A 26,431-nucleotide genomic window follows, 5' to 3' on the forward strand; every position below is an offset into this window, starting at 1 on the left:
TCGAGCTGGCAGTTTTTGTAAATCGTACTATTTTTAGAAAATGATAGGAAAAATCATGGCAAAACAAAGATTGATTTTATTGTATGGCGGACGCAGTGCAGAGCGGGAAGTTTCGGTTTTATCAGCTGAGAGCGTCATGCGGGCTGTCAATTATGATAGATTCTCGGTGAAGACTTACTTCATCACCAAGGATGGAGATTTTATCCAAACTCAGGAATTTGAAGCAAATCCGGCGGCTGATGATAAGCTGATGACTAATGCCACAGTGGACATGTCTCGGAAGATTAAGCCTAGCGATATTTACGAAGATGGAGCAGTGGTCTTTCCAGTCTTGCATGGTCCTATGGGCGAAGATGGCTCTATCCAAGGCTTCCTAGAAGTGCTCAAAATGCCTTATGTCGGCTGTAATATTTTATCTTCTAGCCTAGCTATGGATAAAATCACGACCAAGCGAGTGCTGGAATCAGCAGGCATCGCCCAAGTGCCTTATGTGGCGCTGGTTGATGGCGAGGATCTAGAGCAAAAAATCCAAGAAATCGAAGAGCAATTAACCTATCCAGTCTTTACCAAGCCTTCCAATATGGGCTCCAGTGTCGGCATTTCTAAATCGGAAAACCAAGCAGAACTGCGTGCTTCTCTGGACCTGGCTTTCAAATACGACAGCCGGGTACTGGTTGAGCAGGGAGTGACAGCTCGTGAGATTGAGGTTGGGCTTTTGGGCAATGTTGATGTCAAGAGTACACTGCCTGGAGAAGTGGTCAAGGACGTAGCTTTTTATGACTACGAAGCCAAATACATTGATAATAAGATTACCATGGATATTCCGGCTAAGATTCCAGAAAAAGTGGTGAGTCTGATGCGTCAAAATGCAGAGGCAGCTTTCCGAGCTTTGGGTGGTCTGGGACTGTCCCGCTGTGATTTCTTCTATGCAGAAGATGGTCAGGTCTTCCTTAATGAACTCAATACCATGCCAGGTTTTACCCAGTGGTCCATGTATCCACTACTCTGGGAAAACATGGGACTATCCTATCCTGATTTGATTGAGAAGTTAGTTGGCCTAGCTGAACATGCATTTGCTAAGAGAGAGGCGCATCTTCTCTAAAATATGATATAATAGAGGGGCTGAAAATTTTCGGTCCTTTCTTTTTGCGAGCAAACCGAAAAACGAGGAAGAAGTATGAAATTAGATTTATATGAAATCGCAGAAGTCTTGTCTGCGAAAAATGATGTGACTCAGTTTGAAAATATTGCGCTTAGAAATGCTGAGTTTGACAGCCGCTTGATTGAGTCGGGTGACCTTTTTGTGCCACTCAAGGGGGCGCGTGATGGCCATGACTTTATCCCAACAGCCTTTGCTCAGGGAGCTGCTGCCACCCTATCTGAGCGTCCAGTGGTAGAGGGAGCTTATATCTTGGTCGATGATGTTCTGACGGCCTTTCAGCGCTTGGCCCAGTACTATCTGAAAAAGATGCAGGTGGATGTGCTGGCAGTGACAGGTTCCAACGGCAAAACGACAACCAAGGATATGCTGGCTCAGCTACTAGCAACCACTTACAAGACCTATAAGACCCAGGGCAATTACAATAACGAAATCGGCCTGCCCTATACGGTTCTTCACATGCCTGAGGATACAGAGAAACTCGTCTTAGAAATGGGGCAGGACCACTTGGGCGATATCCATCTCCTGTCTGAACTTGCCAAACCTAAGACAGGCATTGTAACTCTGGTCGGAGAAGCCCATCTGGAATTTTTCGGCAGCCGAGCTGAGATTGCCCAAGGTAAGATGCAGATTGCGGACGGCTTGAGAAAAGATGGTCTCTTGATCGTTCCGGCGGATAAGATTGTCAATGAATTTTTGCCAGCAGACTGCAAACTAGTTCGCTTTGGTCCTGATGCGGATATCTTCCTGACGCGTCTGGAAGAGCGCAAGGATAGTTTGAGCTTTGACTGCAACTTTTTAGAGCAAAGCATTGACCTGCCTGTGACCGGTAAGTACAATGCGACCAATGCCATGATTGCAGCCTATGCGGCTCTGCAGGAGGGTGTATCTGAGGCGGCTATTGCTCAAGCCTTTTCTGAGCTGGAGCTGACCCGCAATCGAACGGAGTGGAAGAAAGCTGGCAATGGCGCGGATATCCTATCGGATGTCTACAATGCCAATCCAACAGCTATGCGCTTGATTCTGGAGACCTTCTCGACCATTCCGGCCAATCCAGGCGGACGAAAATTAGTAGTGCTGGCGGATATGAAAGAGCTGGGAGCGGACTCTAAGTCCATGCATGGCTCTATGATTACTAGCCTCAATCCAGAAATTGTGACCGACCTTTTCCTCTATGGACAGGATATGGAAGCCCTCTATGACTATGCCAAGGAGATTTACCCACCAGGCAAGGTGCAATACTTTGTCAAAAATGACGAGAAAGACCAGTTTGAACAGCTGAAACAAGCTGTCAGAGAGAAGCTGACTCCTGCCGACCAAATTCTTCTCAAAGGCAGCAATTCTATGAATCTGGCTAAGCTGGTAGAGGACTTGGAAGATGGAAACTAAAGAAATTGCAAAAACCATTCAACGTCTCCTTTCTATTACAGAGACAGGTCTAGCATTTAGTCGTGATGAATTTGATCGAGAACGTTACTTAGAACTCCGTCAGCTTTTGGGACACCTCCTGGCTGATTGGTCAGATTTGGATGGGAAAGAATTGGCAGAGTTGTTGCGCCCAACGGATTTTTATGCCACTCCCTTGATTGATGTCCGAGCTGTACTGGTTCGAGACGGAAAAGTCTGTTTAGTCAAGGGTAAAAATGAGAAAACTTGGGCTTTACCTGGCGGCTTTTGTGAAGTCGGACTATCTCCTAAGGAAAATATCATCAAGGAAGTCCAAGAAGAAACGGGATTTAATGTTTCAGTTTCTCGTCTGCTTGCAATTTTTGATACTAATAAATTTCAATTTCAGAGTAAGCAATATGCTAAACTGGTCTTCGAGTGTCAGATAGAGGATGGAGATTTTCAGCCTAATACAGAAATAGAAGAGTTAGCTTTCTTTGATATCCAATCTTTACCAGAATTATCTTCTAAGCGGACGACAAAAGAACAGTTGAAAATCCTTTGGGAGATTTATCAAGGAGATAGAGAACAGTATTTGGATTAGTGAAGTAAGTTTCTGGGGGATACTTTTTGTCTGAAAAAGCTTGAAATTATTGCAACAACAGGCAAACTCAGCCTTGTTCAAATCTTATATTAGAATGGGAGCCTAGGAGATGGGAATAAGAGATATGTTTACAACCTATAAAACCGAACCGCCTCAACTGGGGCTTTGGTATTTTGTTCTTTTGGGGCTGGTCTTTGCGATTATCTGGCTTTCCTATCGCTACTACAATCGGAAGCCTTACCAGCAGCTATTTGTCGGGATGCAAGCTTGTCAGCTGATAGGCCTCTACTCTTGGTATATGCTGACTGCTGCCCCTTTGTCTGAGAGTCTGCCTTTTTATCATTGCAGAATGGCTATGTTTGCCTTGATGTTTCTGCCTAATCGCTCAGTGTATAAATTCTATTTTGCTCTTTTGGGGACTTTTGGCTCGATTGTAGCCTTTATTTATCCGATTTTTGATCCTTATCCTTTTCCCCATATCACTATTTTGTCCTTTATCATCGGTCATCTAGCGCTCTTGGGAAATTGTTTGATTTATCTTTTCAGATATTATCATACTTTCTCTATGAACTGGCAGCGAGTGGTGTGGACGACCTTTCTGATGAATGCTTTTTTGCTTGTTATCAATATGTTGACAAAGGGTTCTTATGGATTTCTCACAGATCCGCCGCTTGTTGGCAATCACGGACTCCTGCTCAATTATCTGCTTGTCTCAATCGTCTTAAGTGCAGCAATCTGTTTGGTTTCTGACATTTTTAAGCGCGTGGAGCAGACCAAGACAGTCACTCTAACCTAATCATCTCATGGAGGATTTATGAAAGATTTTTTAACTACGACAAGAACGGTGGCACCGCCCATCTCGATTTTATGGTATGCTGTGATGATTGCTCTGGTCTTGCTGTCTATTTGGAGTTCGCTCAAATACCATGATAATCCGCGTTTTGTCAAGGCTTTTAAGTGGATTCAGATTGCTCAACTGCTGATGCTTTATAGCTGGTATTTTGGTTTTAGGATTCCCTTTTCCAATAGTCTACCTTTTTATCATTGCCGCCTGGCTATGTTTGCGGTGGTCTTTTTGCCAGACAAATGGCGCAGTAAGCAATATTTTGCTCTATTAGGAGCCAGCGGAGCGATCTTTGCCTTGGGCTATCCAGTTTTTGACCCCTATGATTTCCCGCATATTACCAGCTTTTCTTTCCTGATTGGCCACTATGCCCTCTTGGTTAATTCCTTGATTTATCTGATGAATCACTACGACAAGAGCTTGCTCAAGAAATATATGATTGTAGCTTACACCTTTGGGCTCAATCTTTTCCTAGTCGGCGTTAATCAAGTGACCGGAGGAAATTACGGTCTGTTAAAAAGTCCGCCTTTTATCCCTAACGCACCCCTATGGATAAAGTACCTTCTTGTGTCGGTCATCCTTTCTCTGGCCCTGGTTCTCTTTGATATATTGTTTAAGAAACGGTGGAAAAAGCAGTTAAGTCTGGTCCGCAGTTAATTCACTTTAAATTTATAGCTCCTGTCAAGTTAATGTGGCAGGAGTTTTCTTAATTAGATAGTTTTATCATGACTTGCTTCTAGTAACAAATGGACTATTTGTCTATCAACTCAACTCTTTAAGCTGGTCGAGCTAGACGCTTCTATTAGCAGAATGAAACATCCCAAATTTTGGGCTTTCTTAACAACTGGCGGATGGCTTGATCCTCTATCTCTTAAAACGGAATAAGGTCATTTTTTCCATGACAGCTGAAGAGAAAGAAGAACTGGAAACCAGAAAAAAACGCCTACTCTATTTACTGGTTTTAATCTTCATCTTTGCAGTTTTCCTCTTTAACAGTGTCATTGTCAGATTTTAAAGGAAATTTCATTGACTTAGGAGAATAGAATCGCTCGAAAGGGCGATTTTTATCTTCTTTAGATAATTGAAAAAAAGCGCTAAATCCGCTATAATAGGTAGGTTGAAAGGATTGGAATACTCCGATGTAAAATAAAAAAACAAATACTAGGATTCACCATTATCCTAAATGAAAGAAAGAGAAGAAAATGACTTTACAAGAAGAAATTAAGAAACGACGGACCTTTGCCATTATCTCCCACCCGGACGCGGGGAAGACGACCATTACGGAGCAGTTGCTCTACTTCGGAGGCGAGATTCGTGAGGCTGGGACAGTCAAGGGGAAAAAGACGGGTAATTTTGCCAAGTCTGACTGGATGGATATTGAGAAGCAGCGGGGGATTTCAGTGACTTCCTCTGTCATGCAGTTTGACTACGATGGCAAGCGGGTCAATATCCTAGATACGCCAGGACATGAGGACTTCTCAGAAGATACTTATCGGACTTTGATGGCGGTGGATGCTGCGGTCATGGTTATTGATTCGGCCAAGGGTATTGAGGCCCAAACTAAGAAATTGTTTGAGGTTGTGAAACACCGTGGCATTCCAGTCTTCACTTTTATGAACAAGCTGGATCGTGACGGTCGCGAGCCCTTGGACTTGTTGGAAGAACTGGAAGATATTTTGGGCATTGCCAGCTATCCGATGAATTGGCCGATTGGCATGGGGAAGAGCTTTGAAGGTCTTTATGACCTCTACAATGAGCGGCTGGAGCTTTATAAGGGCGAGGAGCGCTTTGCGACTCTGGCAGAAGGTGACCAACTGTTTGCTTCCAATCCTTTTTATGAGCAAGTTAAGGAAGATATTGAGCTCTTGAGCGAAGCTGGGAATGAATTTTCAGAAGAAGCGATTTTGTCTGGTAAGCTGACACCTGTTTTCTTTGGATCAGCACTGACCAACTTTGGCGTCCAGACTTTCCTGGAAACCTTCCTCAAGTTTGCTCCGGAACCGCATGGCCACAAGAAGACAGATGGCGAGGTAGTCGAGCCACTCAGCCCAGACTTCTCAGGCTTTGTCTTTAAAATTCAGGCCAATATGGACCCGCGCCACCGCGACCGTATCGCCTTTGTTCGTATTGTTTCTGGCGAGTTTGAGCGCGGTATGAGTGTCAATCTGCCTCGCACTGGCAAGTCCGCCAAGTTGTCCAATGTTACCCAGTTTATGGCCGAGAGTCGGGAAAATGTGACCAATGCTGTGGCCGGTGATATTATCGGGGTTTATGATACAGGAACTTATCAAGTCGGTGATACCTTGACTGTAGGCAAGAATAAGTTTGAATTTGAGCCTCTGCCAACCTTTACTCCAGAAATCTTTATGAAGGTTTCAGCTAAAAATGTCATGAAGCAAAAATCCTTCCATAAGGGGATTGAGCAGCTAGTACAAGAGGGAGCCATCCAGCTTTATACCAACTATCAGACAGGCGAGTACATGCTGGGCGCTGTCGGTCAGCTCCAGTTTGAGGTCTTCAAGCACCGCATGGAAAATGAATACAATGCTGAAGTGGTCATGAATCCTATGGGCAAAAAGACTGTCCGCTGGATTTCACCAGATGACCTGGACGAGCGTATGTCTTCTAGCCGTAACATCCTGGCCAAAGACCGCTTTGACCAGCCAGTCTTCCTCTTTGAAAACGACTTTGCCTTGCGCTGGTTCGCGGACAAGTATCCAGATGTTAAACTGGAAGAGAAGATGTAACGTCCTAAGATTGCTTGGCTACATAGTAGTCTAAGCAATCTACGCCATGTCCTATGGGACTATGGCTAAGTACCTTACTAACTGCGTTTGGCAAATAAAATCGATTTGCCAAACTCCGTGTCGAAGTGAATGGGATTGTTATGATTGTATAACAAACTAAAGTTACTAAGGCCGAGTTCAGTTGGCCCCTTGCTAGCCACTTGACTAATCTCGTCAGGCGAGACAGTTGATTTGATTGGTTTTGTGCTCCGACATTGCATATTTACTTGCAGGAAGAGTTTAGGAAGTTGGGTGCTAGTTTATTAGAGAATTATTCTACATTGTAGAAAGGAGCTCCATGTTTCTGGAAAGAAAACTAAAAGATCAGTCTGTCTGGATCAACATTGACTCAGATAGTTTCAAAAAGAACGCCCGGATTTATCAGGATTATGAAATTGATCAGGAGACCATCGAGTATGCGCTGGATAAGAACGAGCGGGCTCACATGGACTACAATCGTGAGAATGGAACTGTTGTCTTTATCTACAATGTCCTTGATCTAGCGACAGATAAGAAACATTATGAGACGATTCCTATGACCTTTGTGGTGCAACAGAGACGGCTCATTACGATCAGCAACCAGGATAATGCCTATGTTGTCAATATGATGAAGGCTTATACTGAGCACCATGAGCCAGTATCGGTCTATAAGTTTCTCTTTGCTAGTCTAGAGTTGATCTCCAATTCTTACTATCCGGTTGTTGAGCGAATGGACAAGCGCAAGGATGAGATTAATGCTCTCCTGCGTCAGACAACTACCAAAAAGCATCTTTTTGCCCTGTCTGACTTGGAAACTTCTATGGTCTATCTAGTTGCTGCAGCTAAGCAGAATCGCATGCTCCTAGAGCATATCAAAAGTCATGGCATTTACCGACGTTTTGATGAATTAGAAACCGAGCAGTTTGAGGATGCTATGATTGAGGCTCGTCAGCTCGTCTCCATGACCGATCTGATTGCTCAAGTTCTCAGCCAGCTTTCTGGCTCCTACAATAATATCCTGAACAACAATCTGAATGACAATCTGACGGTCCTGACCATTATTTCGGTCCTTCTGGCAGTGCTTGCAGTTATCACTGGTTTCTTTGGTATGAATGTTCCTCTGCCTTTGTCTAATGATAAAAATGCCTGGATTTATATTGTTGTCATTAGTCTGATTATCTGGGGACTTCTGACCAAGCTTCTTAAATGGTTAGCCAATAAGAAGTAAACATTTGAAATTATTTTTCCTAAAACAAGCACCGAGAATAGTGCTTGTTTTTTCTTGCTTTGGAAAGAAAATGATTAGTACAGTTTGCCTGCATTTAAAAAACTGTCGCTTTATGTAATAAAATATAACATAAAAATTATAATTATTATTGCATAAAATTTCATAATAAAGTATAATATAAAACAATTTAAAATAAGTGAGGGGTAGAAATATGGCAGAATACCTAAACGATTTAAATTACAAAGGTAAAATATACCAATACATAGACCTTGGGAAAGCCTCGGCTCTACTAGGAGGGGATATAGAAAAACTTCCTTATTCTATACGAATATTATTAGAAAGTGTTCTTCGTAAGGAAGATGGTGTTGATGTAACAAAAGATAACATTAGCTCTTTAATGTATTATCAAGCTAAATCACCAAGCGGAGAAGTTCCTTTTAAGCCTAGTCGAGTCATTCTCCAGGATTTTACAGGTGTTCCTGTCGTAGTGGATTTGGCTAGTATGCGCGATGCTATTGTCGGGCAGGGAGGTCAAGCCGATCAGATTAATCCAGAGATTCCTGTTGATTTAGTTATTGATCACAGTGTTCAGGTGGACTTTTATGGCTGTGATACAGCTTTAGAGGCCAATATGAACCAAGAATTTGTCCGCAATAATGAGCGCTACGAATTTCTCAAGTGGGCAGAAAAATCATTTGATAATTATCGTGCGGTTCCCCCTGCTACTGGGATTATCCATCAGGTCAATATCGAATTTCTCAGTGATGTCATCATTGAGAAGGATGGGCAACTCTATCCGGACAGCATGTTTGGGACGGACAGTCATACGACTATGATTAATGGTATCGGGGTTCTGGGCTGGGGAGTCGGTGGGATTGAGGCTGAAGCTGCCATGCTAGGTGAGGCTTCATATTTCCCAGTTCCTGAGGTGATTGGTGTTCGTCTCTTGGGCAAGCTGCCTAAAATTGCGACTGCGACAGATTTGGCTTTAAAGGTCACGCAAATCTTGCGGCAGGAAAATGTTGTTGGTAAATTTGTCGAGTTCTTTGGGCCTGGTTTGTCTAATCTAAGTCTGGCTGACCGGGCAACAGTGGCTAATATGGCGCCGGAATACGGAGCTACCTGTGGGTATTTTCCGATAGATGAGGAAACGCTCAATTACATGCGTCTGACCAATCGGTCAGAAGATCATATCGAGCTGACCCGTCTCTATGCTCAAAAAAATCACCTCTTCTATGATGAAAAGGTTGAGCCGAACTATACCAAGGTAGTCGAAATTGATTTGTCCAGCATTGTTCCGAGTATTTCAGGCCCCAAGCGGCCCCAAGATTTGATTGAATTAACAGCTGCTAAAGAGGAGTTTCAAGCTAGTCTAGTGAGAGAAGTGGGGGTCCGAGGCTTTGGTCTAGATGAGAGCGAGCTGGAAAAGTCAGCAGTGGTTCAATTTTCTGATCATGAGGAGACGATTAAGACAGGCCATGTGGCTATCGCTGCCATTACTAGCTGTACCAATACATCTAATCCCTATGTCTTGATAGCGGCAGGGCTTTTAGCCAAGAACGCAGTAGAAAAAGGCTTACGGGTTTCAAAGACTGTCAAGACTTCTTTGGCTCCCGGCAGCAAGGTGGTCACAGGCTATCTCAAGAAGAGTGGCCTGCAGTCTTATCTGGATCAGCTTGGTTTCAATCTTGTCGGCTATGGCTGCACTACTTGTATTGGAAATTCAGGAAATCTCCGACCGGAAGTGGCTCAGGCGATTACGGATACTGACTTGCTGGCTAGTGCTATTCTTTCAGGAAATAGAAATTTCGAAGGACGAATCAATCCATTGGTCAAGGCCAATTTCCTAGCTAGTCCGCCCTTGGTGGTTGCCTATGCTTTGGCTGGAAATACCAATATCGATCTGACTAGTGAGCCGTTGGGTTATGATCAAAAGGGGCAGCCAGTCTATTTGATGGATTTGATGCCGGAGCATGACTTGGTTGCTGACTATGTTCAAAGATATGTGACACGGCAGCTTTTTGAAAAAGAATATGCTCATGTTTTTGATGACAATGAAAAATGGAATCAGATTCCGACAGCCTCTTCTCAAAATTATCAGTGGAATCAGGCTTCGACCTATATTCAAAATCCACCTTACTTTGATGGCTTAGCTGATAATTTAGTCATTCAGCCACTGAAAAATCTTGCAGTGCTGGCAAAATTTGGGGATACGGTGACGACAGACCATATCTCCCCAGCAGGAAATATTGCCAGAAACAGCCCAGCAGCTTCCTATTTGCTGGAGCATGGAGTGGATTACCAAGAGTTTAATTCCTATGGCAGCCGTCGGGGTAATCACGAGGTCATGATGCGGGGGACTTTTGCCAATATTCGGATTAAAAATGAATTGGCGGATGGGAAAATTGGTGGTTACACAGATTATAAAGGAGAGTTGCTATCCATTTATGAAGCGGCCATGCGTTACAAAGAAGAGCAAATTGACACCATTGTCCTAGCTGGCAAAGACTACGGTATGGGGTCCAGCCGTGATTGGGCAGCCAAGGGGGCTAATCTTTTGGGTGTCAAGGTGGTGTTGGCAGAGAGTTTTGAGCGTATCCACCGGTCCAATCTGGTCATGATGGGGATTCTTCCTTTGCAGTATCTAGAGGGAGAAAATGCGGATAGTCTGGGCTTAACAGGCAAGGAGACTTTCGACATCAATCTGCCACAGAACCCGCGAGTTGGGCAGTTAGTTGACGTGGTAGCGCGGAAAGGTGCTGAAAAAATAGCTTTTCAAGCTCGACTGCGTTTTGATGCAGAGGCGGATATCCGTTACTATGAAAACGGAGGAATTTTGCCCATGGTCGTTAGAAAGAAATTAGAGGAGGTGTGAGCATGAGTCAGACGGACGGTTTGAAAGATACCATTGCCTGTGATACTCGGATTAGCCAGATTGTGGATGATTCTTTGTCTTATGCAGGCTACAATATTTCTGAATTGGTAGAGCACCACGCGAGTTTTGAAGAGGTGATTTATCTGCTCTGGCATTTGCATTTGCCGACTCAAATTGAGCTCAAGCATTTTGAGGAGGACCTGCGAGCTAATTATGCCATTAGCGATGCGGTGGAGCAGTGCATCCTTATCCAGTCCCGCAAGCACCTTCATCCCATGAGTGTCTTGCGCTCAACGGTCAGTCTTTTGGGCGTTTATAATGTCCATGCTGAGGAAGCATCTCTAGAAGCAACCTACGAGCAGAGCATCCAGCTTATGGCAAAGATGCCGACCATTATTGCGGCTTTTGCCAGACTGAGGTCGGGTCAGACTCCGATAGAGCAACGTGAGGATTTAGGCTTTGCGGCTAATTTCCTCTATATGCTCAAAGGAGAAGAAGCTAGTGAGCTTGAAGTCAAAGCCTTTAACTGTGCCTTGGTGCTCCATGCCGACCATGAACTCAACGCTTCAACTTTTGCGGCTCGAGTCTGCGCCTCAACCTTGACCGATATTTATTCCTGCGTGACCGCAGCTGTTGGAGCGCTCAAGGGTTCCCTTCATGGCGGTGCTAATGAATGTGTCTTTGATATGCTGAAAGAGATCAGAGAGGAAGGGGATTGTCAGGCCTATCTAGACCTCAAGCTAGCCTCTCACGAGAAGATTATGGGCTTTGGTCATCGAGTTTACAAGACCCAAGATCCGCGTGAAAAATACCTGCGTCAAATGGCCAAGGACTTGACGCAGGGGACTAAGGATGAGGTCTGGTATCAGCTTTCAGAGGAAATTGAAGCCTATATGAAGCATACCAAGCATCTGATACCGAATGTCGATTTTTATTCGGCTACGGTTTACCATGTACTGGGCATTGACAGCAGTATCTACACCCTGATTTTTGCTATGAGTCGGGTGGCTGGCTGGATTGCCCATATTCAGGAACAGCGCAAGAACAATAAGCTGATTCGGCCACGTTCTAACTATATTGGTGCTCAAGGTTTGGAGTATCTTCCCATTGGAAGGAGATAAAATGGCAGATAAGATTTTGTTTGAGAAAGGGCGGTTGCAGGTACCGGATGGTCTTATTATTCCTTACATCCAAGGTGACGGGATTGGAGTGGATATCTGGGAAAATGCCCAGCTGGTCTTTGATAAGGCAGTGGAAAAAGCTTATGGCGGGCAGAGAAAGGTTGTTTGGAAGGAAGTTCTGGCTGGGAAAAAAGCAGCGGACCTGATGGATGACTGGCTACCGGATGAAACATTGGCAACGATTAAGAGTCATCTGGTGGCAATTAAGGGCCCGCTAGAAACCCCAGTCGGAGAAGGGATTCGTTCGCTGAATGTCGCGCTGAGACAAGAATTGGATCTCTATGCCTGCCTGCGGCCAGTTCGTTATTTCAAGGGAGTTCCTAGTCCGCTCAAGCACCCAGAGAAGACTGACATCACAATTTTTCGGGAAAATACAGAAGACATCTATGCAGGGATCGAGTGGGAGAGTGGAACGGCTGAAGTCCAAAAAGTTATTGATTTCCTGCAGAAGGATATGCAGGTTGACAAGATTCGCTTCCCAGAAAGCTCTGCTATTGGAATCAAGCCTATCTCTAAGCAGGGAAGTGAGCGGCTGATACGGGCGGCTATTGACCATGCTCTAGCCAAAGGACTGAGGCGTGTCACTCTGGTTCACAAGGGCAATATCCAGAAATTTACAGAGGGCGGCTTTCGGAAATGGGGCTATGAACTAGCTCAAAGAGAGTATGCGGACGAGCTGGCTTCTGGAAAACTAATCATCCAGGATGTCATTGCGGATAATTTTCTGCAACAGATTTTGCTCTATCCAGAGAAATTTGATGTTGTCGCTTTGACCAATTTAAATGGTGACTATGCCAGCGATGCCTTGGCTGCTCAGGTGGGCGGGATTGGTATTGCGCCAGGAGCCAATATCAATTACGAGACTGGTCATGCTATTTTTGAAGCTACTCATGGGACGGCGCCAGATATAGCGGGTCAGAATAAGGCTAATCCGTGTTCTCTTCTTTTATCGGGGGCCATGCTCTTTGATTACATTGGTTGGTCAGAGGTCTCTCAGCTCCTGACTAAGGCTATTGAGAAGGCTCTCTTTGAGCAAAAAGTGACAGGGGATTTTGCCAGTCAGCTGGAAGGAGTAGCAGCTCTGACCACTAGTCAATTTGCTGAGGAGCTGGTAGCTAATATAGAAAAGTGTCCATAATGAAAAAAATGATGAAGAATCTGCCTATCTAGACAGTCTCTTCATCACTTTTTTGTCTTTTTCGATATTCCAGTCCCCAGCCGATGATCCAGCAGAAGACTAGCAGATAATTTTCAATCCAGCCCAGTAGATTCGCTTGATTAGCCTTTTCCAGATAGCGTAGCAGATGGTTGGTACCAAAGCCCAGACCGCCCAGAATCAGTGCTAGTAGGGTCATACGCAGATAGAACCAATCATACTTCATGTTTGCAGCAATGACTAAAGGCAGGATAGCCAGATTCCAGAAACCAATTTCCCGCTGCCAGTAGGGAGCTAGGCCGTAGATGGATTTATTACCCAAGAGCTGGGGATGAAAAATTTGGATCATAGCCGCGCCCAGCATAGCTAAGATAAGTAAAATGAAAGTCACTCGTAAAAATTTATTCATACCTGTCTCCTTTCTCATTTGTAGATTATAATGTTTTTGAAAATGATTTTCAAGTTTTCATTTTTTACAAAAGAATCTCTAATAAAATATTTTACAGGTAAGTCCTATCTTTTTAGGTGCTTTTGTGGTATACTAGATTAGTTGCAGAAATACAGTTTTTCTATTCAGTGGGAACTAGCGACCGAGTCGGCGCTTTTTTAGTGCCTAGACTTGAGAGACCATATTTATGAAGAGAAGAGCGAATACTCTCAGAAAATCGAGATTTAGCAAGAGAAAAGCACTTGGTATGTTTCGATAGTTGAGTATCAAAAGCCTTATAAGGTGGCTTCGCACCGCCTTTAGAAAGAAGAAGAACATTGAAATTTAATGAATTACATTTATCTGCTGAATTACTAGCAGAAATTGAAAAAGCTGGCTTTGTAGAAGCAAGCCCTATTCAAGAGCAGACAATTCCACTTGCTATGGCAGGTAAGGATGTCATTGGTCAGGCCCAGACTGGGACAGGAAAGACAGCAGCCTTTGGCTTCCCAACTTTGGAGAAGATTGATACAGATAATCCTGCTGTGCAGGCTTTGATTATCGCTCCAACCCGTGAATTGGCTGTGCAGAGTCAGGAAGAGCTTTTCCGTTTTGGCCGCAGCAAGGGGGTCAAGGTGCGTTCTGTCTACGGTGGCTCCAGCATCGAAAAGCAAATCAAGGCCCTCAAGTCTGGTGCTCATATCGTCGTAGGAACACCTGGCCGTCTCTTGGATTTGATCAAACGCAAGGCGCTTAAGCTGAATCAGATTGAAACCTTAATCTTGGACGAAGCGGATGAAATGCTTAACATGGGCTTTTTGGAAGATATTGAGTCTATCATTTCACGTGTGCCAGAAGAGCGTCAAACCTTGCTCTTTTCAGCGACCATGCCGGATGCTATCAAGCGCATCGGTGTCAAGTTTATGAAGGAGCCTGAGCATGTCAAGATTGCTGCTAAAGAGTTGACGACGGAGCTTGTAGACCAGTATTATATCCGTGTCAAAGAAAATGAAAAATTTGATACCATGACTCGCCTGATGGACGTGGAGCAGCCAGAGCTGTCTATCGTCTTTGGCCGGACCAAGCGCCGGGTGGATGAGCTGACTCGTGGTCTGAAAATCCGCGGTTTCCGAGCAGAGGGTATCCATGGTGATTTGGACCAAGGCAAGCGACTCCGCGTTCTACGCGACTTTAAAAACGGCAATCTGGATGTCTTGGTGGCGACAGATGTGGCAGCGCGTGGATTGGACATTTCTGGTGTGACCCATGTCTACAACTACGACATTCCGCAGGATCCAGAAAGCTATGTTCACCGGATTGGTCGTACTGGTCGCGCTGGTAAGTCAGGTCAGTCTATTACTTTCGTAGCGCCAAATGAAATGGGTTATTTGCAGATTATCGAAAATCTGACCAAGAAGCGTATGAAAGGCCTCAAGCCTGCCACTGCAGAAGAAGCTTTCCAAGCTAAGAAAAAAGTTGCTCTTAAGAAGATTGAACGCGATTTTGCTGATGAAAGCATCCGTTCTAACTTTGAGAAATTTGGCAAGGATGCCCGCAAGCTGGCAGCAGAATTCAGCCCAGAAGAGCTGGCTATGTATATCCTCAGCTTGACGGTGCAGGATCCAGATGCCCTTCCTGAAGTAGAAATTGCCCGTGAAAAACCATTGCCATTTAAACCGTCTGGCGGAGGCTTTGGTGGAAAAGGCAAGGGCAGTCGGGGCGGAAATAGCAACCGTCGCAGTAATGACAATCGCCGTGACCGAGGTGGCCGTCGCGATCAATTTAAGAAAGGTCGCAAAGACGAGCGTTTTGACAAAGAAAATCGCTACCGCAAGGATCACAAGAAGCCACGCAATACTTCTAGCGAGAAGAAAACCGGCTTTGTTATCCGCAACAAGGGTGATAAATAAGGCAGATTGTTAATTAGAGTTGGCGGCAATTTTAGCGTCGAGAGAGAATGCAAGTTCTCTCTTTTTATTTGTTCGATGAGTCCGCTTATCGACAGTCCTATAGAAATATAAGTCTGAGCCAATGTAGTTTCCTTAATCATGCTGATTGAAGCAGTCCTGTTTTTCAAAGTAAATAATAGTCGTCTTATTTCTGCTGTGAACTGTTTCTGGTGTTTTTGCTATAGAACAGGATTTGAACTATTTCAACTAATTTTTACGTTAAAATTCAACATATCAGTAAATTAAAATAAAAAAATTCACAAATCTTTGTTTATATGCTGGAACTGTTGTATAATAAGGTGAAGGTGAGTCTGTAAGAAATTCAGGAGCAAAAGGAGAATGTAAAATGAAAGAAAGTAGACATAGAATCATTCTGCAAGAACTGGATCAAACAGGTGTAGTTGCTGTTAAAAACCTCAAGGAAATGCTGGGTGTCACGGATATGACCATCCGTCGGGATTTGATTGATTTGGAGAAGCAGGGCATGCTGACCCGTGTTCATGGCGGAGCCCATAAGAAGGTCAAAAATGCTCTCAACGAGATTTCCCACTCAGAAAAGCAAATGCTGAATGTTGAGGAGAAGAAGCAGATTGCCCGTAAATGTGCGGATTTGATTGCTGACGGGGATACGGTCTTTATTGGGTCAGGCACCACAACGGATTTTATAGGAGACTATTTGGATGGCAAAAATATCAGCATCGTTACCAATTCGCTACCAATTTTTGAAAAGTTAAAAGAAAGAGGCAACTTAGATTTAATTCTGATTGGCGGACGCTATCGGGCTAAGACTCAAACCTTTGTCGGTCAATTTGCCAATAATCTTTTGAAAGAAATCAAGGTTTCTAAGGCCTTTATCGGGGCGAATGGCATTGACGGTCATAATGTTACCACCAGTAATGAAGAGGAAGGCAACGGCGACGCGATTATCCTTAACAATGCCATCAGCAAATACATTGTAGCCGATAACAGCAAGTTTGATAGCTATTCTTTCTATTCTTTTTACCGGCTGGACAACCTTAGTGCTGTTGTGACAGACGACAATATCGCTCCGAAAGTTAAGGAAAAATACAGCACTTATGTTGAAATTTTGTGATTTCTGACCGATGAGAGAAACTTGCTTCAAATAAATATTTTATAGAGGTTGTGACTGGGATCTTGTTTAGAAATTCTAGTCGCAGCTTTTTTATATCTTGGTCGATTTTGTAAACAACAGTCTTGACTTAGTCGCGGAATTCCTTATATAATAAAATGTATTATTAAATTTTAGGAGGTCTTATGACAATCAATATAGTGATTTTTGTGGCTGTGTCGCTTTTTCGTTTGGTGTTTTTGAGGAAATCCTCTCAAAATGAGCAGGATATTCTGGCCAAGGGTGGCATGGAGTACGGGGTGAAAAACTCAAATATTATGAAGTACCTGCACATGCTTTTTTATGCGGTCTGCTTTTTGGAATTGCTGCTGAAAAAGCCAGCTTTTGACTTGGTGAGCCTACTGGGCGCTGTCTTGTTGCTCTTTTCTATGTTTATGCTCTACCTTGTTGCCAAGCTCTTGGGACCAGTTTGGACCATCAAGCTTATGCTGGTTAAGGATCATAAGTTTGTCGACCACTGGCTCTTTCGCAATGTCAAACATCCTAATTATTTCCTGAATGTTGTACCAGAATTGGTGGGCTTGGCCCTGCTCAGTCATGCTTACTTTGCTCTTTTCATCCTCTTTCCGCTCTACTGTATCACCCTCTATGTCCGTATCAAAGAAGAAGAGCAGTTACTCAAGGAAGTTATCATTCCAAATGGAATTGCTGGTGAATAAAGTTAATAAAATACATATCGACTGCAAAAGAAAAGTCTAGGATCTTTATGTCCTAGACTTTTCTTTCAATAATTTTCGTATTTCATCAGCCATTTGCTGGGGTTGGTCCGATTCGAAAAGTAAAGTATTTTCTTCAGGCTGGTGGGCAGTTTGGCTGAAAGCCAAAACTGGCTTCCCCTTGCTGATAGCTCTTTGGACAATCTGGTCTACCTCTCCCCAGTGATTGATATCCAAGTATATATCAGCCCTATCGAGCAAGTCCTCAATAAAGTCATCCTGGTGGATATTGGTGTAGAGGTTGATATTGGGATAGTCATTAAAGCTGGCTAAGTAAGGAGAAATATTGGTCTTAGCAGCTATGTGAAATTCTAATTCTGGCAGATTTTCTGCTAAATAGGCCAGTTGTTCCAAAGTATCAGAAGCTGTCAGCGTAAAGGCATGGAAATTGCCTTGTGGACGCTCCTTGATGATAAGCTCTTCCTTGCTCATAGCGATAGAGTTGCTGGGAATATCCTGGAAAATCAAGCTGTTGGCTCCAATGATGACATTATCGCCAATGGTCACACCTTTGAGAATCACAGTATTAGCACCAATCCAGCAGTTAGCTCCAATCTTGACTGGCGCAACAGTAAAATCAATCTTCTCAATATGGTAATTAGAATACTGATGATTATGGTCAAAAATGCGAACCCCATCTCCAAACATGGTGTCTTTCCCGATTTTGATAGAGTGCTGACAGCGGACAGTACAATGGTCATTGAAGAAAACTCGGGTTCTTAGCTTGAGTTGTGCGCCACTTGCAACATTCAGGCTAGTAAAGGATTGGAAGATGACATCTTGACCAATATCAAGCTGGGCATCTGGGGAAATTTCGATATGATGAAAGTCGCCTTTAAACTGGATTTCAGGCATTTTGAGTCCTTTCTTTGATGTAAGCCAGTTTGGCTTGTCTAGTTTTCTTTTTAAAAAGTGCTTCAGCCGACATGGCAGACGGCTTGCTAGGGTGTTCTTCTTGGTAAAGTAAGGTAACTGGTAGGCGAGCACGAGTGTACTTGGCGCCTTTGCCGGCTTGATGTTTTTTGAGTCGGGCTTGGACATCCGTTGTGTAGCCGGTGTAGAGGGAGCCATCCCCGCATTCAAGCACGTACATATAGGCTTTATTTTCCATAGTAAATCTCGTGAATCTCCGAAGTGTAGCTGCCGTCCTGATTGTGAATAAAAAGAGGGGGCAGGATTTTTAGACCGTCGCGGGAACCATCTTTAATAGCTTCGATAAGCAGCATATTGGCCTCTTTACCCAGCTTTGGATAGACAAACTGGATGCGCTTGGGAGCCAGGTTGTGGGCTTGCATGGTATCTAAAATATCTAAAAAGCGTTCTGGCCGATGAACCATAGCCAACCGACCATTGGATTTGAGGACTCTTTGGGCAATCTTGCAAATCTCTTCCAGATTGGTTGAGATTTCATGGCGGGCTAAAAGGTAGTGCTGGCTTTCATTGAGATTGGATTGCTTGTCCACTTTGAAATATGGGGGATTGCAGAGAATCATATCAACCTTGCTGCCAGTGATATAGCGTCCTAGGTTTTTCAGATCGTCCTGAATGACCTGCATTTGCTGAGTTAAATCATTGAGCTCGATGGAGCGCTCGGCCATATCAGCCAGACGTTCTTGGATCTCGACTGCTAGAATCTTGGCCTTGGTGCGAGTGCTGGCAAAAAGTCCAACAGCGCCATTTCCAGCACAGAGATCGACAATCAACCCCCGCTGGGGCAGCTTGGGAAAGCGGGAAAGCAGCACGCTATCTACCGAATAGCTAAAGACCTCACTATTTTGAATAATCTTGACATCTGTCGAAAAGAGCTGGTTGACGCGTTCTCCGTCTTTTAGTTTTGCTTCGTTCATAAGTCAATTATAGCATGATTTAGCAAGGATTCCAAAGGGATATGGGAAGTTTTTGCACAATCAAAAAAAACATGCGATGGTTCTCGCATGTTTACATGAGCTTAAATGCTAATTCAGTCCTTAATCAAATCTGTATTTCTGCTTGATGGTGCAGGCAACAAAGATAAGTCCGAAAATGACCATGAGAATCAGATAGACTGGCAAAGTTGCGGCTGTCAGCGTTGCAATTTCCAAAAGGTGCTGCAGGACAAAGGCTGATAGATAGAAGCCAAAGACAGAAAAGATAATGAGCAAGCTGCGCCAGAGGTTGAGTGGCAGACATGCCCTAATGACGGACAGGAAGCTGATGCTGCCTAACAAGTAGTAGGTCAGGGTTGACATTTCTATGTCGCTCCAGCCATGGCTGCTGCCCCAGATGCGAACAAATAGCACGCTGAAGACAATCATGAGGGAGCTTGGCAGAGCCAGCTGCAGGGAGCGTTTGAGGAAGTGCTTTTCAACCGGCTTAATATTGCGCTCAAAGGTGAGGACAAAGGGTGGGAAACCTTCGACAAACTGGTCAATCAAGGTGATCTGAATTGGGATGAATGGGAAAATCAAGAGGTATTCAGGTTTTCCGAGCAGGATACTGGCGATACAGATGATAGCTAGGATAAAGGAATAGATGGTCTTGATGAAGAAAATCGGAGCAATCCGGCCGATATTGTTAACGACTCGGCGACCTTCAAAAAGAATCTCAGGGACATCGTTAAAGTCGGAGTTAAGAAGGACCAAGTTGGCAATTTGCCGAGTTGCGGGGTCGCCCTCGGCCATGACGATGGAGCAGTCTGCTTCACGCAAGGCCAAGATATCATTAACACCATCTCCCGTCATGGCTGTTGTCCGACCAGCGGACTTGAGAGTCTGGATGAGCAGCTTCTTCTGATGGGGAGAAACACGGCCAAAGATGGCTGTTTCTTCAGCTTGCTCAACCAGTTCTTGGTCGCTGATTTTAGAGCAGTCGATGTAGCTGTCGTAGTTGGCAAATCCAGCCTGGCTCGCAATATGGGAAACAGTCACTGGATTGTCACCAGAGATGATTTTCAAATCAACATCCTGAGAGCGCAGGTAATCCAGTGTCTCAGCCGCTCCCTCACGAATAGGGTCAGTGATTTCCAGAACAGCCAGAGCAGTCATATCTTCAGGCAGTTGGATGCTGTGTTTGTTTAGCACTTGGTCGCTGTGAGCCAGCACCAAAACCCGCGATCCGCGTTTTTGAGCCTCTCCAACCGCTGCAAGATTGCTGTCCAGCAGCATTTCGGGCGCTCCCAGAAAGATAGTTCCGACACTGGATAAATGCATAGCGCCCCATTTTCGGTCACTAGAAAATGGGATGACATTATCGCTAGTATAGGCATGGTCCAGATGGCCGTAGCCCTTGCGGATAGCCTGAGCAGTTGGGTTATTATCCTCGCTGGTTTGGATGTAGGCTGCTAAGATTTGACCGACGGTCTCATCAGAAAACTTATCCGACAGGCTATGCAAGGCTTCAACAGTCATCTTACCTTGGGTAATTGTCCCGGTCTTGTCCAGGCAGAGAGTATCCACCCGAGCCAGAGTTTCAACAGAATACATTTCCTGAACAAGAACCTTGCGCATACCTAGCTTGATGACAGCTGTCAGAAGTGACGTGACTGTCAGCAGGGCGATTCCCTTAGGCAGCATACCCAAAAGAGCTGTTGAGCTGGTAATGACAGAGTTTTTGACAGGCAATCCCTTTATCATCAGGGCTTCAAAGAAGAGAGCCATTCCGAAAGGAATGATAATTTTTCCGGTAAAGCGGGAAATTTTCGCAAGATTGTATAGAATGCGGGAGTTGATAGGCTTGAGTGTTTTAGCTTCAGTCATGAGCTTGTTGGCATAGTTATCTGCGCCGACATGGTGCACCTCAGCATAAATCTGCCCACTGGCCAGAAAGCTACCAGACAGCAGCTCAGCGCCTTCTTCCTTGAGAACCAAGTCACTCTCCCCTGTCAGCATGGCTTCATTGGCCTCGGCAACACCCTCTACTACACGGGCGTCACTGGGAATTTGCTCGCCGGCTGACAGCTTGATCAGATCACCCAGTACAATTTCTTCTGGCTGAATCTTGACTTCCTGGCCGTCGCGGATGACTGTGACCAGCTCTCGGCTGACCAGATTGAGCTTATCAATCATGTGTTTGGCTCGCAGCTCTGTAATAATACCAGTGACGGCGTTAAAGCTGATTACTGCGAAGAAGACTAGATTGCTCCAGGCTTGGACAGAGACCAAAGCAACAGCAATAACAAAGTTAAGGGCATTAAAAAGGGTGAAAACATTCCGCTTAACGATTTGCCAGTTACTAGTACTGGTGTCACTTGTAAAATCGTTGGTCAAGCCCTGCGAAATCTTTTCATCTACTTGGGTTTGGTTTAAACCGATTAATTCTTTCTTGTTCATGAGATTAATGATACCATTTTTTTATGGAAATGGCTATCAGAATCAGCTGTTACAGCCAAAGTTTGGAAAAATATTGCAGACTATAAGGGTATAGGGTATAATGGGAAAGGATGTAATCAATTTCAAGTACAATCACAGTTTGAAATAAGGAGAGTTTATGTTTTATACTTATTTGCGAGGTTTAGTGATTTTTATCCTGTGGACCTTAAACGGCAATGCGCATTACCACAATAAAGAAAAGATTCCTTCAAAAGATGAAAATTATATCTTGGTTGCCCCTCACCGGACATGGTGGGATCCAGTTTACATGGCTTTTGCGACCAAGCCCAAGCAGTTCATTTTCATGGCCAAGAAACAGCTCTTTGAAAATCGGGTGTTCGGCTGGTGGATTCGCATGTGTGGTGCTTTTCCTATCGACCGGGAAAATCCTGGTCCGTCAGCTATCAAGTACCCTGTTAATATGCTGAAAAAGAGCAATCGTTCTCTGATTATGTTCCCAAGCGGCAGCCGCCATTCTACGGATGTCAAGGGAGGAGTGGCAGTGATTGCTAAGATGGCTAAGGTCCGTATCATGCCAGTAGTCTATGCTGGTCCCATGAGCCTCAAAGGCTTGGCAGCTGGAGAGCGTGTGGATATGAATTTTGGTAATCCAATTGACATTTCAGACATTAAGAAGATGAATGATGAGGGAGTTGAGGAAGTAGCTCGCCGTATTCATGCGGAGTTTGACCGTTTGGATGCTGAAGTGGCCCCTTACCAGACACAAAAGAAAGGCAATATCTTCTTACGGATTCTACGTGCCTTTGTCTTTATTCCTGCTATTTTGATTGGAATTTTGACCATCATTTTCAGCTTTTTTGCTAGCTTTGTCTGGGATCCGGATAAGCACAGAAAATAAGATACTAATCAGCTTGCTGAGCAATCTTGCTTGGGAGCTGATTTTTGTATGTGAGTGAGTTATAATGTAGGTATGTTTTATAAGGAGGATACTATGTCTCTTGCTTTTTTATCTTTTGTAACCTTATCGCTTTTCATGCTGCACGAGTTTGATGAGATTATCCTGGTTCGGCCTTGGATTTCTCAGAATCAAGAACATCAAGACTATCAAAAGGAGATGTTTATTGCCAGAAGAGGAAGTTATCTTTCTGCTGAAAGTATAGCTCTGATGATTGCGGAGGAATTTCTGCTGGCCTTTATCCTTTTGTTGCTTGCCATTCTATTTCGCATTCCCGAGCTAGCTTTGGCTATTGGCTTCTGTCATACTCTTCATCTGCTGGGCCATATCATGCAAGTGTTTCGCTTTCGTCGCTGGGTACCGGGCGGCTTCACAGCTTTGACGACTTTTCCTATACTCATCTTAGTCTTCATCCTTTATCTATGTCAGCAGTCAGTTTCTTGGTCGCTGCTTCTGATTCTAAGCGTGTTAGTGATGGCTTTTCTTTTGGCAAATCTGGCTTTTTTACATAGCAGAGCTCAAAAGATAGAAGCTTGGATATACAGGATAAGCAAAGCAGACTGATATTGCAGCTTCTATTTTTGTCAATGGCCTTTCTATCTATACGACTTCTTGCAAAATAAAGATTTTAAAATATGACAAGCTGAAAATATTCTCGGCTTGTTTTATTTTTTTGCAATCTTTTACGAATAAAAAGACAAAGGAGAAAAATATGCTTGAAAAAATCATTGAAAAGCTTAAAGAATACAAGCTCTTTGTCGGTCTGGCAGTAGTTGGCGCTGTGCTAGGTAGTTTTTTCCTTATCAAAGGAAATCATCAACCGCAAAATCAAGTAACCGCCTTGAGCCAAGAGCTAACTTCCTCATCCAGCTCAGCTGATGAAGAAAGCGAAAGGATTGTTTCTAAGGCTAAGTCGGACGAAGAGGAGAGCGAGCAAGTTACTGTGGATATTAAAGGCGCAGTTAAGAATCCTGGTGTCTATGAGCTGAGAGCAGGAGCGAGAGTCCATGAAGCCATCCAAAAAGCTGGCGGATTGACAGCAGACGCCGAGGCTAAGTCCATTAATCAGGCACAAAAATTAACGGATGAAGCAGTAATCTATGTGGCAAAGATTGGTGAAGAAGGAGCTGATGTCACACAGACTGGCCAGCATCAAGCAGGATCTTCTGATTCTGCTGGTGCCGGTGGTGGAAAGTCGGACAAGGTCAATCTAAATACGGCGACAGAGGCTGAACTGCAGACTATTTCAGGCATCGGACAGAAGCGGGCTTCTGACATCATCGCCTACCGCGAAAGCAATGGCCGCTTTAAGTCAGTAGATGATCTGAAAAAGGTGTCAGGTATTGGAGATAAGACCTTAGAAAAGCTGAAAGAATATGTCACAGTGGATTAAAAAGTTACCCCTCACCCCTATCTATCTAGCTTTCATCCTTGTATGGGCCTATTTTGCAGTCTATTCTGGCAGTTCCTTGGCTTATTTTGGGCTGGGTGTCCTTCTGCTTCGTCTCTTTTTCAGCTATCCTCTCAAAAAAAGTCTAGCTGCCTTGGCATTCCTGTCCCTTTTTGTTCTCTTTTTCTTGCTTCGTCGGGAAATGGCAGAGCAGGTCTTTAGGCAGGAACCTCCTTCAGCTAGCTCGGTTCAAGTTTTGCCAGATACGATCAAAGTCAATGGAGATTCCCTATCCTTTCGAGGGCGAACGGATGGTCGACTTTATCAGGTCTTCTACAAGATCAAATCAGCCAGTGAAAAGGAGGATTTTCAGCAACTGACAGATTTGGTCATCCTTGATATTGAAGGAGAGTTTGAACAGGCCCAGCAGCAACGAAATTTTTCGGGCTTTGACTATCAGGCTTATTTAAAGAGTCAGGGGATTTACCGTACCTTAAAAATCAATAAAATTCAGTCACTAAGACCAATTTCCAGCCTGAATCCACTGGATTGGCTGTCTGTCTGGCGCAGAAAAGCGCTGGTCTATATTCGAAGTAATTTTCCTAGTCCAATGAGCCATTACATGACAGGACTCTTGTTTGGTGACTTAGATACGGAGTTTGCGGAAATGAGTGACCTGTATTCTAGCTTGGGTATCATCCATTTGTTTGCCTTGTCTGGTATGCAGGTAGGTTTCTTTTTGGATGGTTTTCGCAGAATTCTTCTACGTTTGGGGATGAAGAGGGAGATAGTAAATGCTTTGCAGCTGCCTCTTTCATTTATCTATGCTGGACTGACGGGCTTTTCTGTTTCTGTCGTCAGAAGCTTAGTTCAGAAATTGTTGGCCCAGCAAGGATTGACCAGATTAGATAATTTTGCTCTGACACTGATGATTCTCTTTATCATCATGCCCAATTTTCTTCTGACAGCAGGCGGTGTCTTGTCCTGCGCCTATGCCTTTTTGATTTCTATGATGGATTTTGAAAAGTTGCCGCCGATTCGGAAGCTTTTAGCGGAAAGTCTGACTATTTCATTGGGGATTTTGCCTATACTAATCTACTATTTTTCTGAATTTCAGCCCTGGTCCGTGATTTTAACTTTTCTATTTTCACTACTCTTTGACCTGCTGATGCTGCCAGGCTTAACCCTCATTTTTATTTTGTCACCACTGATAAAAATCTCTCAGGTCAATTTTTTCTTTGAGATACTTGAAGATGTGATTCGTTGGGTAGCTGATTTTGCTCCGCGTCCTTTGATTTTTGGGAAGCCCAACCTCTGGTTACTGGTCGCTCTGCTTTTGGTTTTGGCTTTAATCTATGACTTTCGGAGAAAGAAAAGCTGGCTTCTGTCTTTTAGTTTGCTTGCTCTTCTCTTATTTTTCCTAACAAAGCATCCGCTGCAAAATGAGATTACAGTGGTGGATATTGGTCAAGGAGATAGCATTTTTCTCCGTGACTGGCAGGGTAGGACAGTTTTGATTGACGTAGGAGGACGAGTCGAGATAGGAAAGAAAGAGGCTTGGCAGGAGCGACAGGCTTCATCCAATGCAGAAAAGACCTTAATTCCCTATCTCAAAAGTCGCGGTGTTGATAATCTGAATGTATTGGTCTTGACTCATACCGATGCCGACCACATGGGCGATATGCTGGAGGTGGCCAAGCATTTTTCTATCAAGGAAATCTACGTTTCCAAAGGAAGCCTCACTCAGCCTGATTTTGTTCAAAAGCTGGAGCAGATAGAAACTTCTGTCCATGTCGTAGAAGTAGGAGATGAGATTCCGGTATTTGACTCAGCTTTGCAGGTTCTCTATCCTAGCGGGGTAGGCGACGGTGGAAATGATGATTCGATTGTACTCTACGGGGAGTTCTTTCGGACAAAATTTTTGTTTACAGGTGATTTGGAAAGGCAGGGAGAAATTGAACTGCTGCAGCGCTTCCCTCAGCTGAAAGCAGATGTCTTAAAAGCAGGACACCATGGCTCCAAAGGCTCTTCCAGTCCAGAGTTTTTAGAGCAAATTCAGCCGAAACTAGCCTTGATATCAGCTGGCCAGAATAATCGTTATCAACATCCGCATCAGGAAACTTTGCAAAGATTTGAGAAGTTTAATACAGCCATCTATCGAACTGACCAGCAGGGGGCCATTCGGTTGACTGGTTGGAATTCCTGGAGGATTGAAACGGTTCGCTGATAGCCGCGCTAAAGATGCCAACTCATACTTTGTAGACTGCTTAGCTTCAGTTAGGAAGTCATATTGATTTATTTATGCATTTGTGATAAGATAATGGGTATAAAAAATTATA

The 26,431-nt window shown here is 44.1% G+C and carries 22 protein-coding genes and 1 pseudogene; 18 read left to right on the forward strand and 5 right to left on the reverse strand.

Going from position 1 to position 26,431, the window contains the following annotated elements; all coding sequences use genetic code 11:
- Positions 1-55 precede the first annotated feature (55 nt).
- From HMPREF9380_RS07220 to icd, 11 genes and pseudogenes are all read left to right on the forward strand, one after another.
- Entirely contained in the window at positions 56-1,102 is a 1,047-nt protein-coding gene (locus HMPREF9380_RS07220; RefSeq protein WP_032907270.1) for a D-alanine--D-alanine ligase, read from the forward strand.
- 75 nt (positions 1,103-1,177) lie between these two features.
- Positions 1,178-2,548: a UDP-N-acetylmuramoyl-tripeptide--D-alanyl-D-alanine ligase gene (locus HMPREF9380_RS07215; protein WP_002932781.1), complete on the forward strand. Its 1,371-nt coding sequence runs from the start codon at positions 1,178-1,180 to the stop codon at positions 2,546-2,548.
- Positions 2,538-3,149, forward strand: coding sequence for an NUDIX hydrolase N-terminal domain-containing protein (locus HMPREF9380_RS07210; protein WP_002932782.1), 612 nt, complete (start codon positions 2,538-2,540; stop codon positions 3,147-3,149). Before HMPREF9380_RS07215 ends, HMPREF9380_RS07210 begins: the two co-directional genes overlap by 11 nt.
- A 109-nt stretch (positions 3,150-3,258) precedes the next feature.
- Entirely contained in the window at positions 3,259-3,945 is a 687-nt protein-coding gene (locus HMPREF9380_RS07205) for a YwaF family protein (protein ID WP_002932785.1), read from the forward strand.
- An 18-nt stretch (positions 3,946-3,963) separates the two neighbouring features.
- Positions 3,964-4,650: a YwaF family protein gene (locus HMPREF9380_RS07200; protein WP_002932786.1), complete on the forward strand. Its 687-nt coding sequence runs from the start codon at positions 3,964-3,966 to the stop codon at positions 4,648-4,650.
- A 73-nt stretch (positions 4,651-4,723) separates the two neighbouring features.
- Positions 4,724-5,008 (forward strand): annotated as a pseudogene (locus HMPREF9380_RS12135) (hypothetical protein).
- 187 nt (positions 5,009-5,195) lie between these two features.
- Positions 5,196-6,740: a peptide chain release factor 3 gene (locus HMPREF9380_RS07195; protein WP_002932792.1), complete on the forward strand. Its 1,545-nt coding sequence runs from the start codon at positions 5,196-5,198 to the stop codon at positions 6,738-6,740.
- Positions 6,741-7,077: 337 nt separating this feature from the next.
- A complete protein-coding gene (locus tag HMPREF9380_RS07190; protein WP_002932797.1) occupies positions 7,078-7,986 on the forward strand; it encodes a magnesium transporter CorA family protein in 909 nt (302 codons plus the stop codon).
- 211 nt (positions 7,987-8,197) lie between these two features.
- Positions 8,198-10,861, forward strand: coding sequence for an aconitate hydratase AcnA (acnA, locus tag HMPREF9380_RS07185; RefSeq protein ID WP_002932798.1), 2,664 nt, complete (start codon positions 8,198-8,200; stop codon positions 10,859-10,861).
- Positions 10,862-10,863: 2 nt separating this feature from the next.
- Positions 10,864-11,982 (forward strand): citrate synthase, encoded by a 1,119-nt coding sequence (locus tag HMPREF9380_RS07180; protein WP_002932803.1) that lies wholly within the window; start codon positions 10,864-10,866, stop codon positions 11,980-11,982.
- On the forward strand, positions 11,969-13,180 hold the full coding sequence (gene icd, locus HMPREF9380_RS07175) for an NADP-dependent isocitrate dehydrogenase (RefSeq protein ID WP_002932806.1): 1,212 nt from the start codon (positions 11,969-11,971) through the stop codon (positions 13,178-13,180). The genes HMPREF9380_RS07180 and icd overlap by 14 nt, the downstream gene beginning before the upstream one ends.
- A gap of 28 nt (positions 13,181-13,208) precedes the next feature.
- Here icd and HMPREF9380_RS07170 read toward each other — a convergent pair whose 3' ends face one another.
- Positions 13,209-13,607 carry a hypothetical protein gene (locus HMPREF9380_RS07170; protein ID WP_032907274.1) on the reverse strand — a complete coding sequence of 133 codons (399 nt, stop codon included), beginning with the start codon at positions 13,605-13,607 and terminating at the stop codon, positions 13,209-13,211.
- A gap of 356 nt (positions 13,608-13,963) precedes the next feature.
- Between HMPREF9380_RS07170 and HMPREF9380_RS07165 the strand changes: the two genes are divergently transcribed.
- From HMPREF9380_RS07165 to HMPREF9380_RS07155, 3 genes are all read left to right on the forward strand, one after another.
- Complete coding sequence (locus HMPREF9380_RS07165) at positions 13,964-15,535, forward strand: DEAD/DEAH box helicase (RefSeq protein WP_002912002.1); 1,572 nt, start codon at positions 13,964-13,966, stop codon at positions 15,533-15,535.
- A 385-nt stretch (positions 15,536-15,920) separates the two neighbouring features.
- Positions 15,921-16,667 (forward strand): DeoR/GlpR family DNA-binding transcription regulator, encoded by a 747-nt coding sequence (locus tag HMPREF9380_RS07160; protein WP_002932812.1) that lies wholly within the window; start codon positions 15,921-15,923, stop codon positions 16,665-16,667.
- A 182-nt stretch (positions 16,668-16,849) separates the two neighbouring features.
- Positions 16,850-17,383: an isoprenylcysteine carboxyl methyltransferase family protein gene (locus tag HMPREF9380_RS07155; RefSeq protein WP_002915656.1), complete on the forward strand. Its 534-nt coding sequence runs from the start codon at positions 16,850-16,852 to the stop codon at positions 17,381-17,383.
- Positions 17,384-17,428: 45 nt separating this feature from the next.
- Here HMPREF9380_RS07155 and HMPREF9380_RS07150 read toward each other — a convergent pair whose 3' ends face one another.
- The 4 genes from HMPREF9380_RS07150 to HMPREF9380_RS07135 all read right to left on the reverse strand — a co-directional run bounded on the left by HMPREF9380_RS07150 (position 17,429) and on the right by HMPREF9380_RS07135 (position 21,747).
- Entirely contained in the window at positions 17,429-18,295 is an 867-nt protein-coding gene (locus HMPREF9380_RS07150) for a DapH/DapD/GlmU-related protein (protein ID WP_002932814.1), read from the reverse strand.
- Complete coding sequence (locus HMPREF9380_RS07145) at positions 18,288-18,551, reverse strand: GIY-YIG nuclease family protein (protein WP_002932815.1); 264 nt, start codon at positions 18,549-18,551, stop codon at positions 18,288-18,290. The genes HMPREF9380_RS07150 and HMPREF9380_RS07145 overlap by 8 nt, the downstream gene beginning before the upstream one ends.
- Positions 18,541-19,287: a tRNA1(Val) (adenine(37)-N6)-methyltransferase gene (locus HMPREF9380_RS07140; RefSeq protein ID WP_002932818.1), complete on the reverse strand. Its 747-nt coding sequence runs from the start codon at positions 19,285-19,287 to the stop codon at positions 18,541-18,543. The genes HMPREF9380_RS07145 and HMPREF9380_RS07140 overlap by 11 nt, the downstream gene beginning before the upstream one ends.
- A gap of 120 nt (positions 19,288-19,407) precedes the next feature.
- Positions 19,408-21,747, reverse strand: coding sequence for a cation-translocating P-type ATPase (locus HMPREF9380_RS07135; protein WP_002932820.1), 2,340 nt, complete (start codon positions 21,745-21,747; stop codon positions 19,408-19,410).
- A 157-nt stretch (positions 21,748-21,904) separates the two neighbouring features.
- On the opposite strand from HMPREF9380_RS07135, the gene HMPREF9380_RS07130 reads away from it, so the two are divergent.
- The 4 genes from HMPREF9380_RS07130 (at position 21,905) to HMPREF9380_RS07115 (ending at position 26,319) form a co-directional block, all read left to right on the forward strand.
- Entirely contained in the window at positions 21,905-22,645 is a 741-nt protein-coding gene (locus HMPREF9380_RS07130; RefSeq protein ID WP_002897977.1) for a lysophospholipid acyltransferase family protein, read from the forward strand.
- A gap of 72 nt (positions 22,646-22,717) precedes the next feature.
- Positions 22,718-23,266, forward strand: coding sequence for an HXXEE domain-containing protein (locus tag HMPREF9380_RS07125; RefSeq protein ID WP_002932827.1), 549 nt, complete (start codon positions 22,718-22,720; stop codon positions 23,264-23,266).
- A gap of 148 nt (positions 23,267-23,414) precedes the next feature.
- A complete protein-coding gene (locus HMPREF9380_RS07120; protein WP_032907278.1) occupies positions 23,415-24,095 on the forward strand; it encodes a helix-hairpin-helix domain-containing protein in 681 nt (226 codons plus the stop codon).
- The gene (locus HMPREF9380_RS07115; RefSeq protein WP_002932833.1) at positions 24,079-26,319 is read left to right on the forward strand and encodes a DNA internalization-related competence protein ComEC/Rec2; all 2,241 of its coding nucleotides are present in this window, start codon (positions 24,079-24,081) and stop codon (positions 26,317-26,319) included. Before HMPREF9380_RS07120 ends, HMPREF9380_RS07115 begins: the two co-directional genes overlap by 17 nt.
- Positions 26,320-26,431: the final 112 nt, after the last annotated feature.

The organism is Streptococcus sanguinis SK49, from assembly GCF_000212815.1.
Taxonomy (GTDB): domain Bacteria; phylum Bacillota; class Bacilli; order Lactobacillales; family Streptococcaceae; genus Streptococcus; species Streptococcus sanguinis_C.

Coding starts and splice junctions, on each gene's coding strand:
- acnA (WP_002932798.1), top strand. CDS start 8,198: ATGGCAGAATACCTAAACGATTTAAATTACAAAGGTAAAATATACCAA.
- HMPREF9380_RS07155 (WP_002915656.1), top strand. CDS start 16,850: ATGACAATCAATATAGTGATTTTTGTGGCTGTGTCGCTTTTTCGTTTG.
- HMPREF9380_RS07160 (WP_002932812.1), top strand. CDS start 15,921: ATGAAAGAAAGTAGACATAGAATCATTCTGCAAGAACTGGATCAAACA.
- HMPREF9380_RS07145 (WP_002932815.1), bottom strand. CDS start 18,551: ATGGAAAATAAAGCCTATATGTACGTGCTTGAATGCGGGGATGGCTCC.
- HMPREF9380_RS07220 (WP_032907270.1), top strand. CDS start 56: ATGGCAAAACAAAGATTGATTTTATTGTATGGCGGACGCAGTGCAGAG.
- HMPREF9380_RS07140 (WP_002932818.1), bottom strand. CDS start 19,287: ATGAACGAAGCAAAACTAAAAGACGGAGAACGCGTCAACCAGCTCTTT.
- HMPREF9380_RS07130 (WP_002897977.1), top strand. CDS start 21,905: ATGTTTTATACTTATTTGCGAGGTTTAGTGATTTTTATCCTGTGGACC.
- HMPREF9380_RS07210 (WP_002932782.1), top strand. CDS start 2,538: ATGGAAACTAAAGAAATTGCAAAAACCATTCAACGTCTCCTTTCTATT.
- HMPREF9380_RS07115 (WP_002932833.1), top strand. CDS start 24,079: ATGTCACAGTGGATTAAAAAGTTACCCCTCACCCCTATCTATCTAGCT.
- HMPREF9380_RS07170 (WP_032907274.1), bottom strand. CDS start 13,607: ATGAATAAATTTTTACGAGTGACTTTCATTTTACTTATCTTAGCTATG.
- HMPREF9380_RS07120 (WP_032907278.1), top strand. CDS start 23,415: ATGCTTGAAAAAATCATTGAAAAGCTTAAAGAATACAAGCTCTTTGTC.
- HMPREF9380_RS07150 (WP_002932814.1), bottom strand. CDS start 18,295: ATGCCTGAAATCCAGTTTAAAGGCGACTTTCATCATATCGAAATTTCC.
- HMPREF9380_RS07215 (WP_002932781.1), top strand. CDS start 1,178: ATGAAATTAGATTTATATGAAATCGCAGAAGTCTTGTCTGCGAAAAAT.
- HMPREF9380_RS07195 (WP_002932792.1), top strand. CDS start 5,196: ATGACTTTACAAGAAGAAATTAAGAAACGACGGACCTTTGCCATTATC.
- HMPREF9380_RS07205 (WP_002932785.1), top strand. CDS start 3,259: ATGGGAATAAGAGATATGTTTACAACCTATAAAACCGAACCGCCTCAA.
- HMPREF9380_RS07190 (WP_002932797.1), top strand. CDS start 7,078: ATGTTTCTGGAAAGAAAACTAAAAGATCAGTCTGTCTGGATCAACATT.
- HMPREF9380_RS07180 (WP_002932803.1), top strand. CDS start 10,864: ATGAGTCAGACGGACGGTTTGAAAGATACCATTGCCTGTGATACTCGG.
- HMPREF9380_RS07200 (WP_002932786.1), top strand. CDS start 3,964: ATGAAAGATTTTTTAACTACGACAAGAACGGTGGCACCGCCCATCTCG.
- HMPREF9380_RS07125 (WP_002932827.1), top strand. CDS start 22,718: ATGTTTTATAAGGAGGATACTATGTCTCTTGCTTTTTTATCTTTTGTA.
- HMPREF9380_RS07135 (WP_002932820.1), bottom strand. CDS start 21,747: ATGAACAAGAAAGAATTAATCGGTTTAAACCAAACCCAAGTAGATGAA.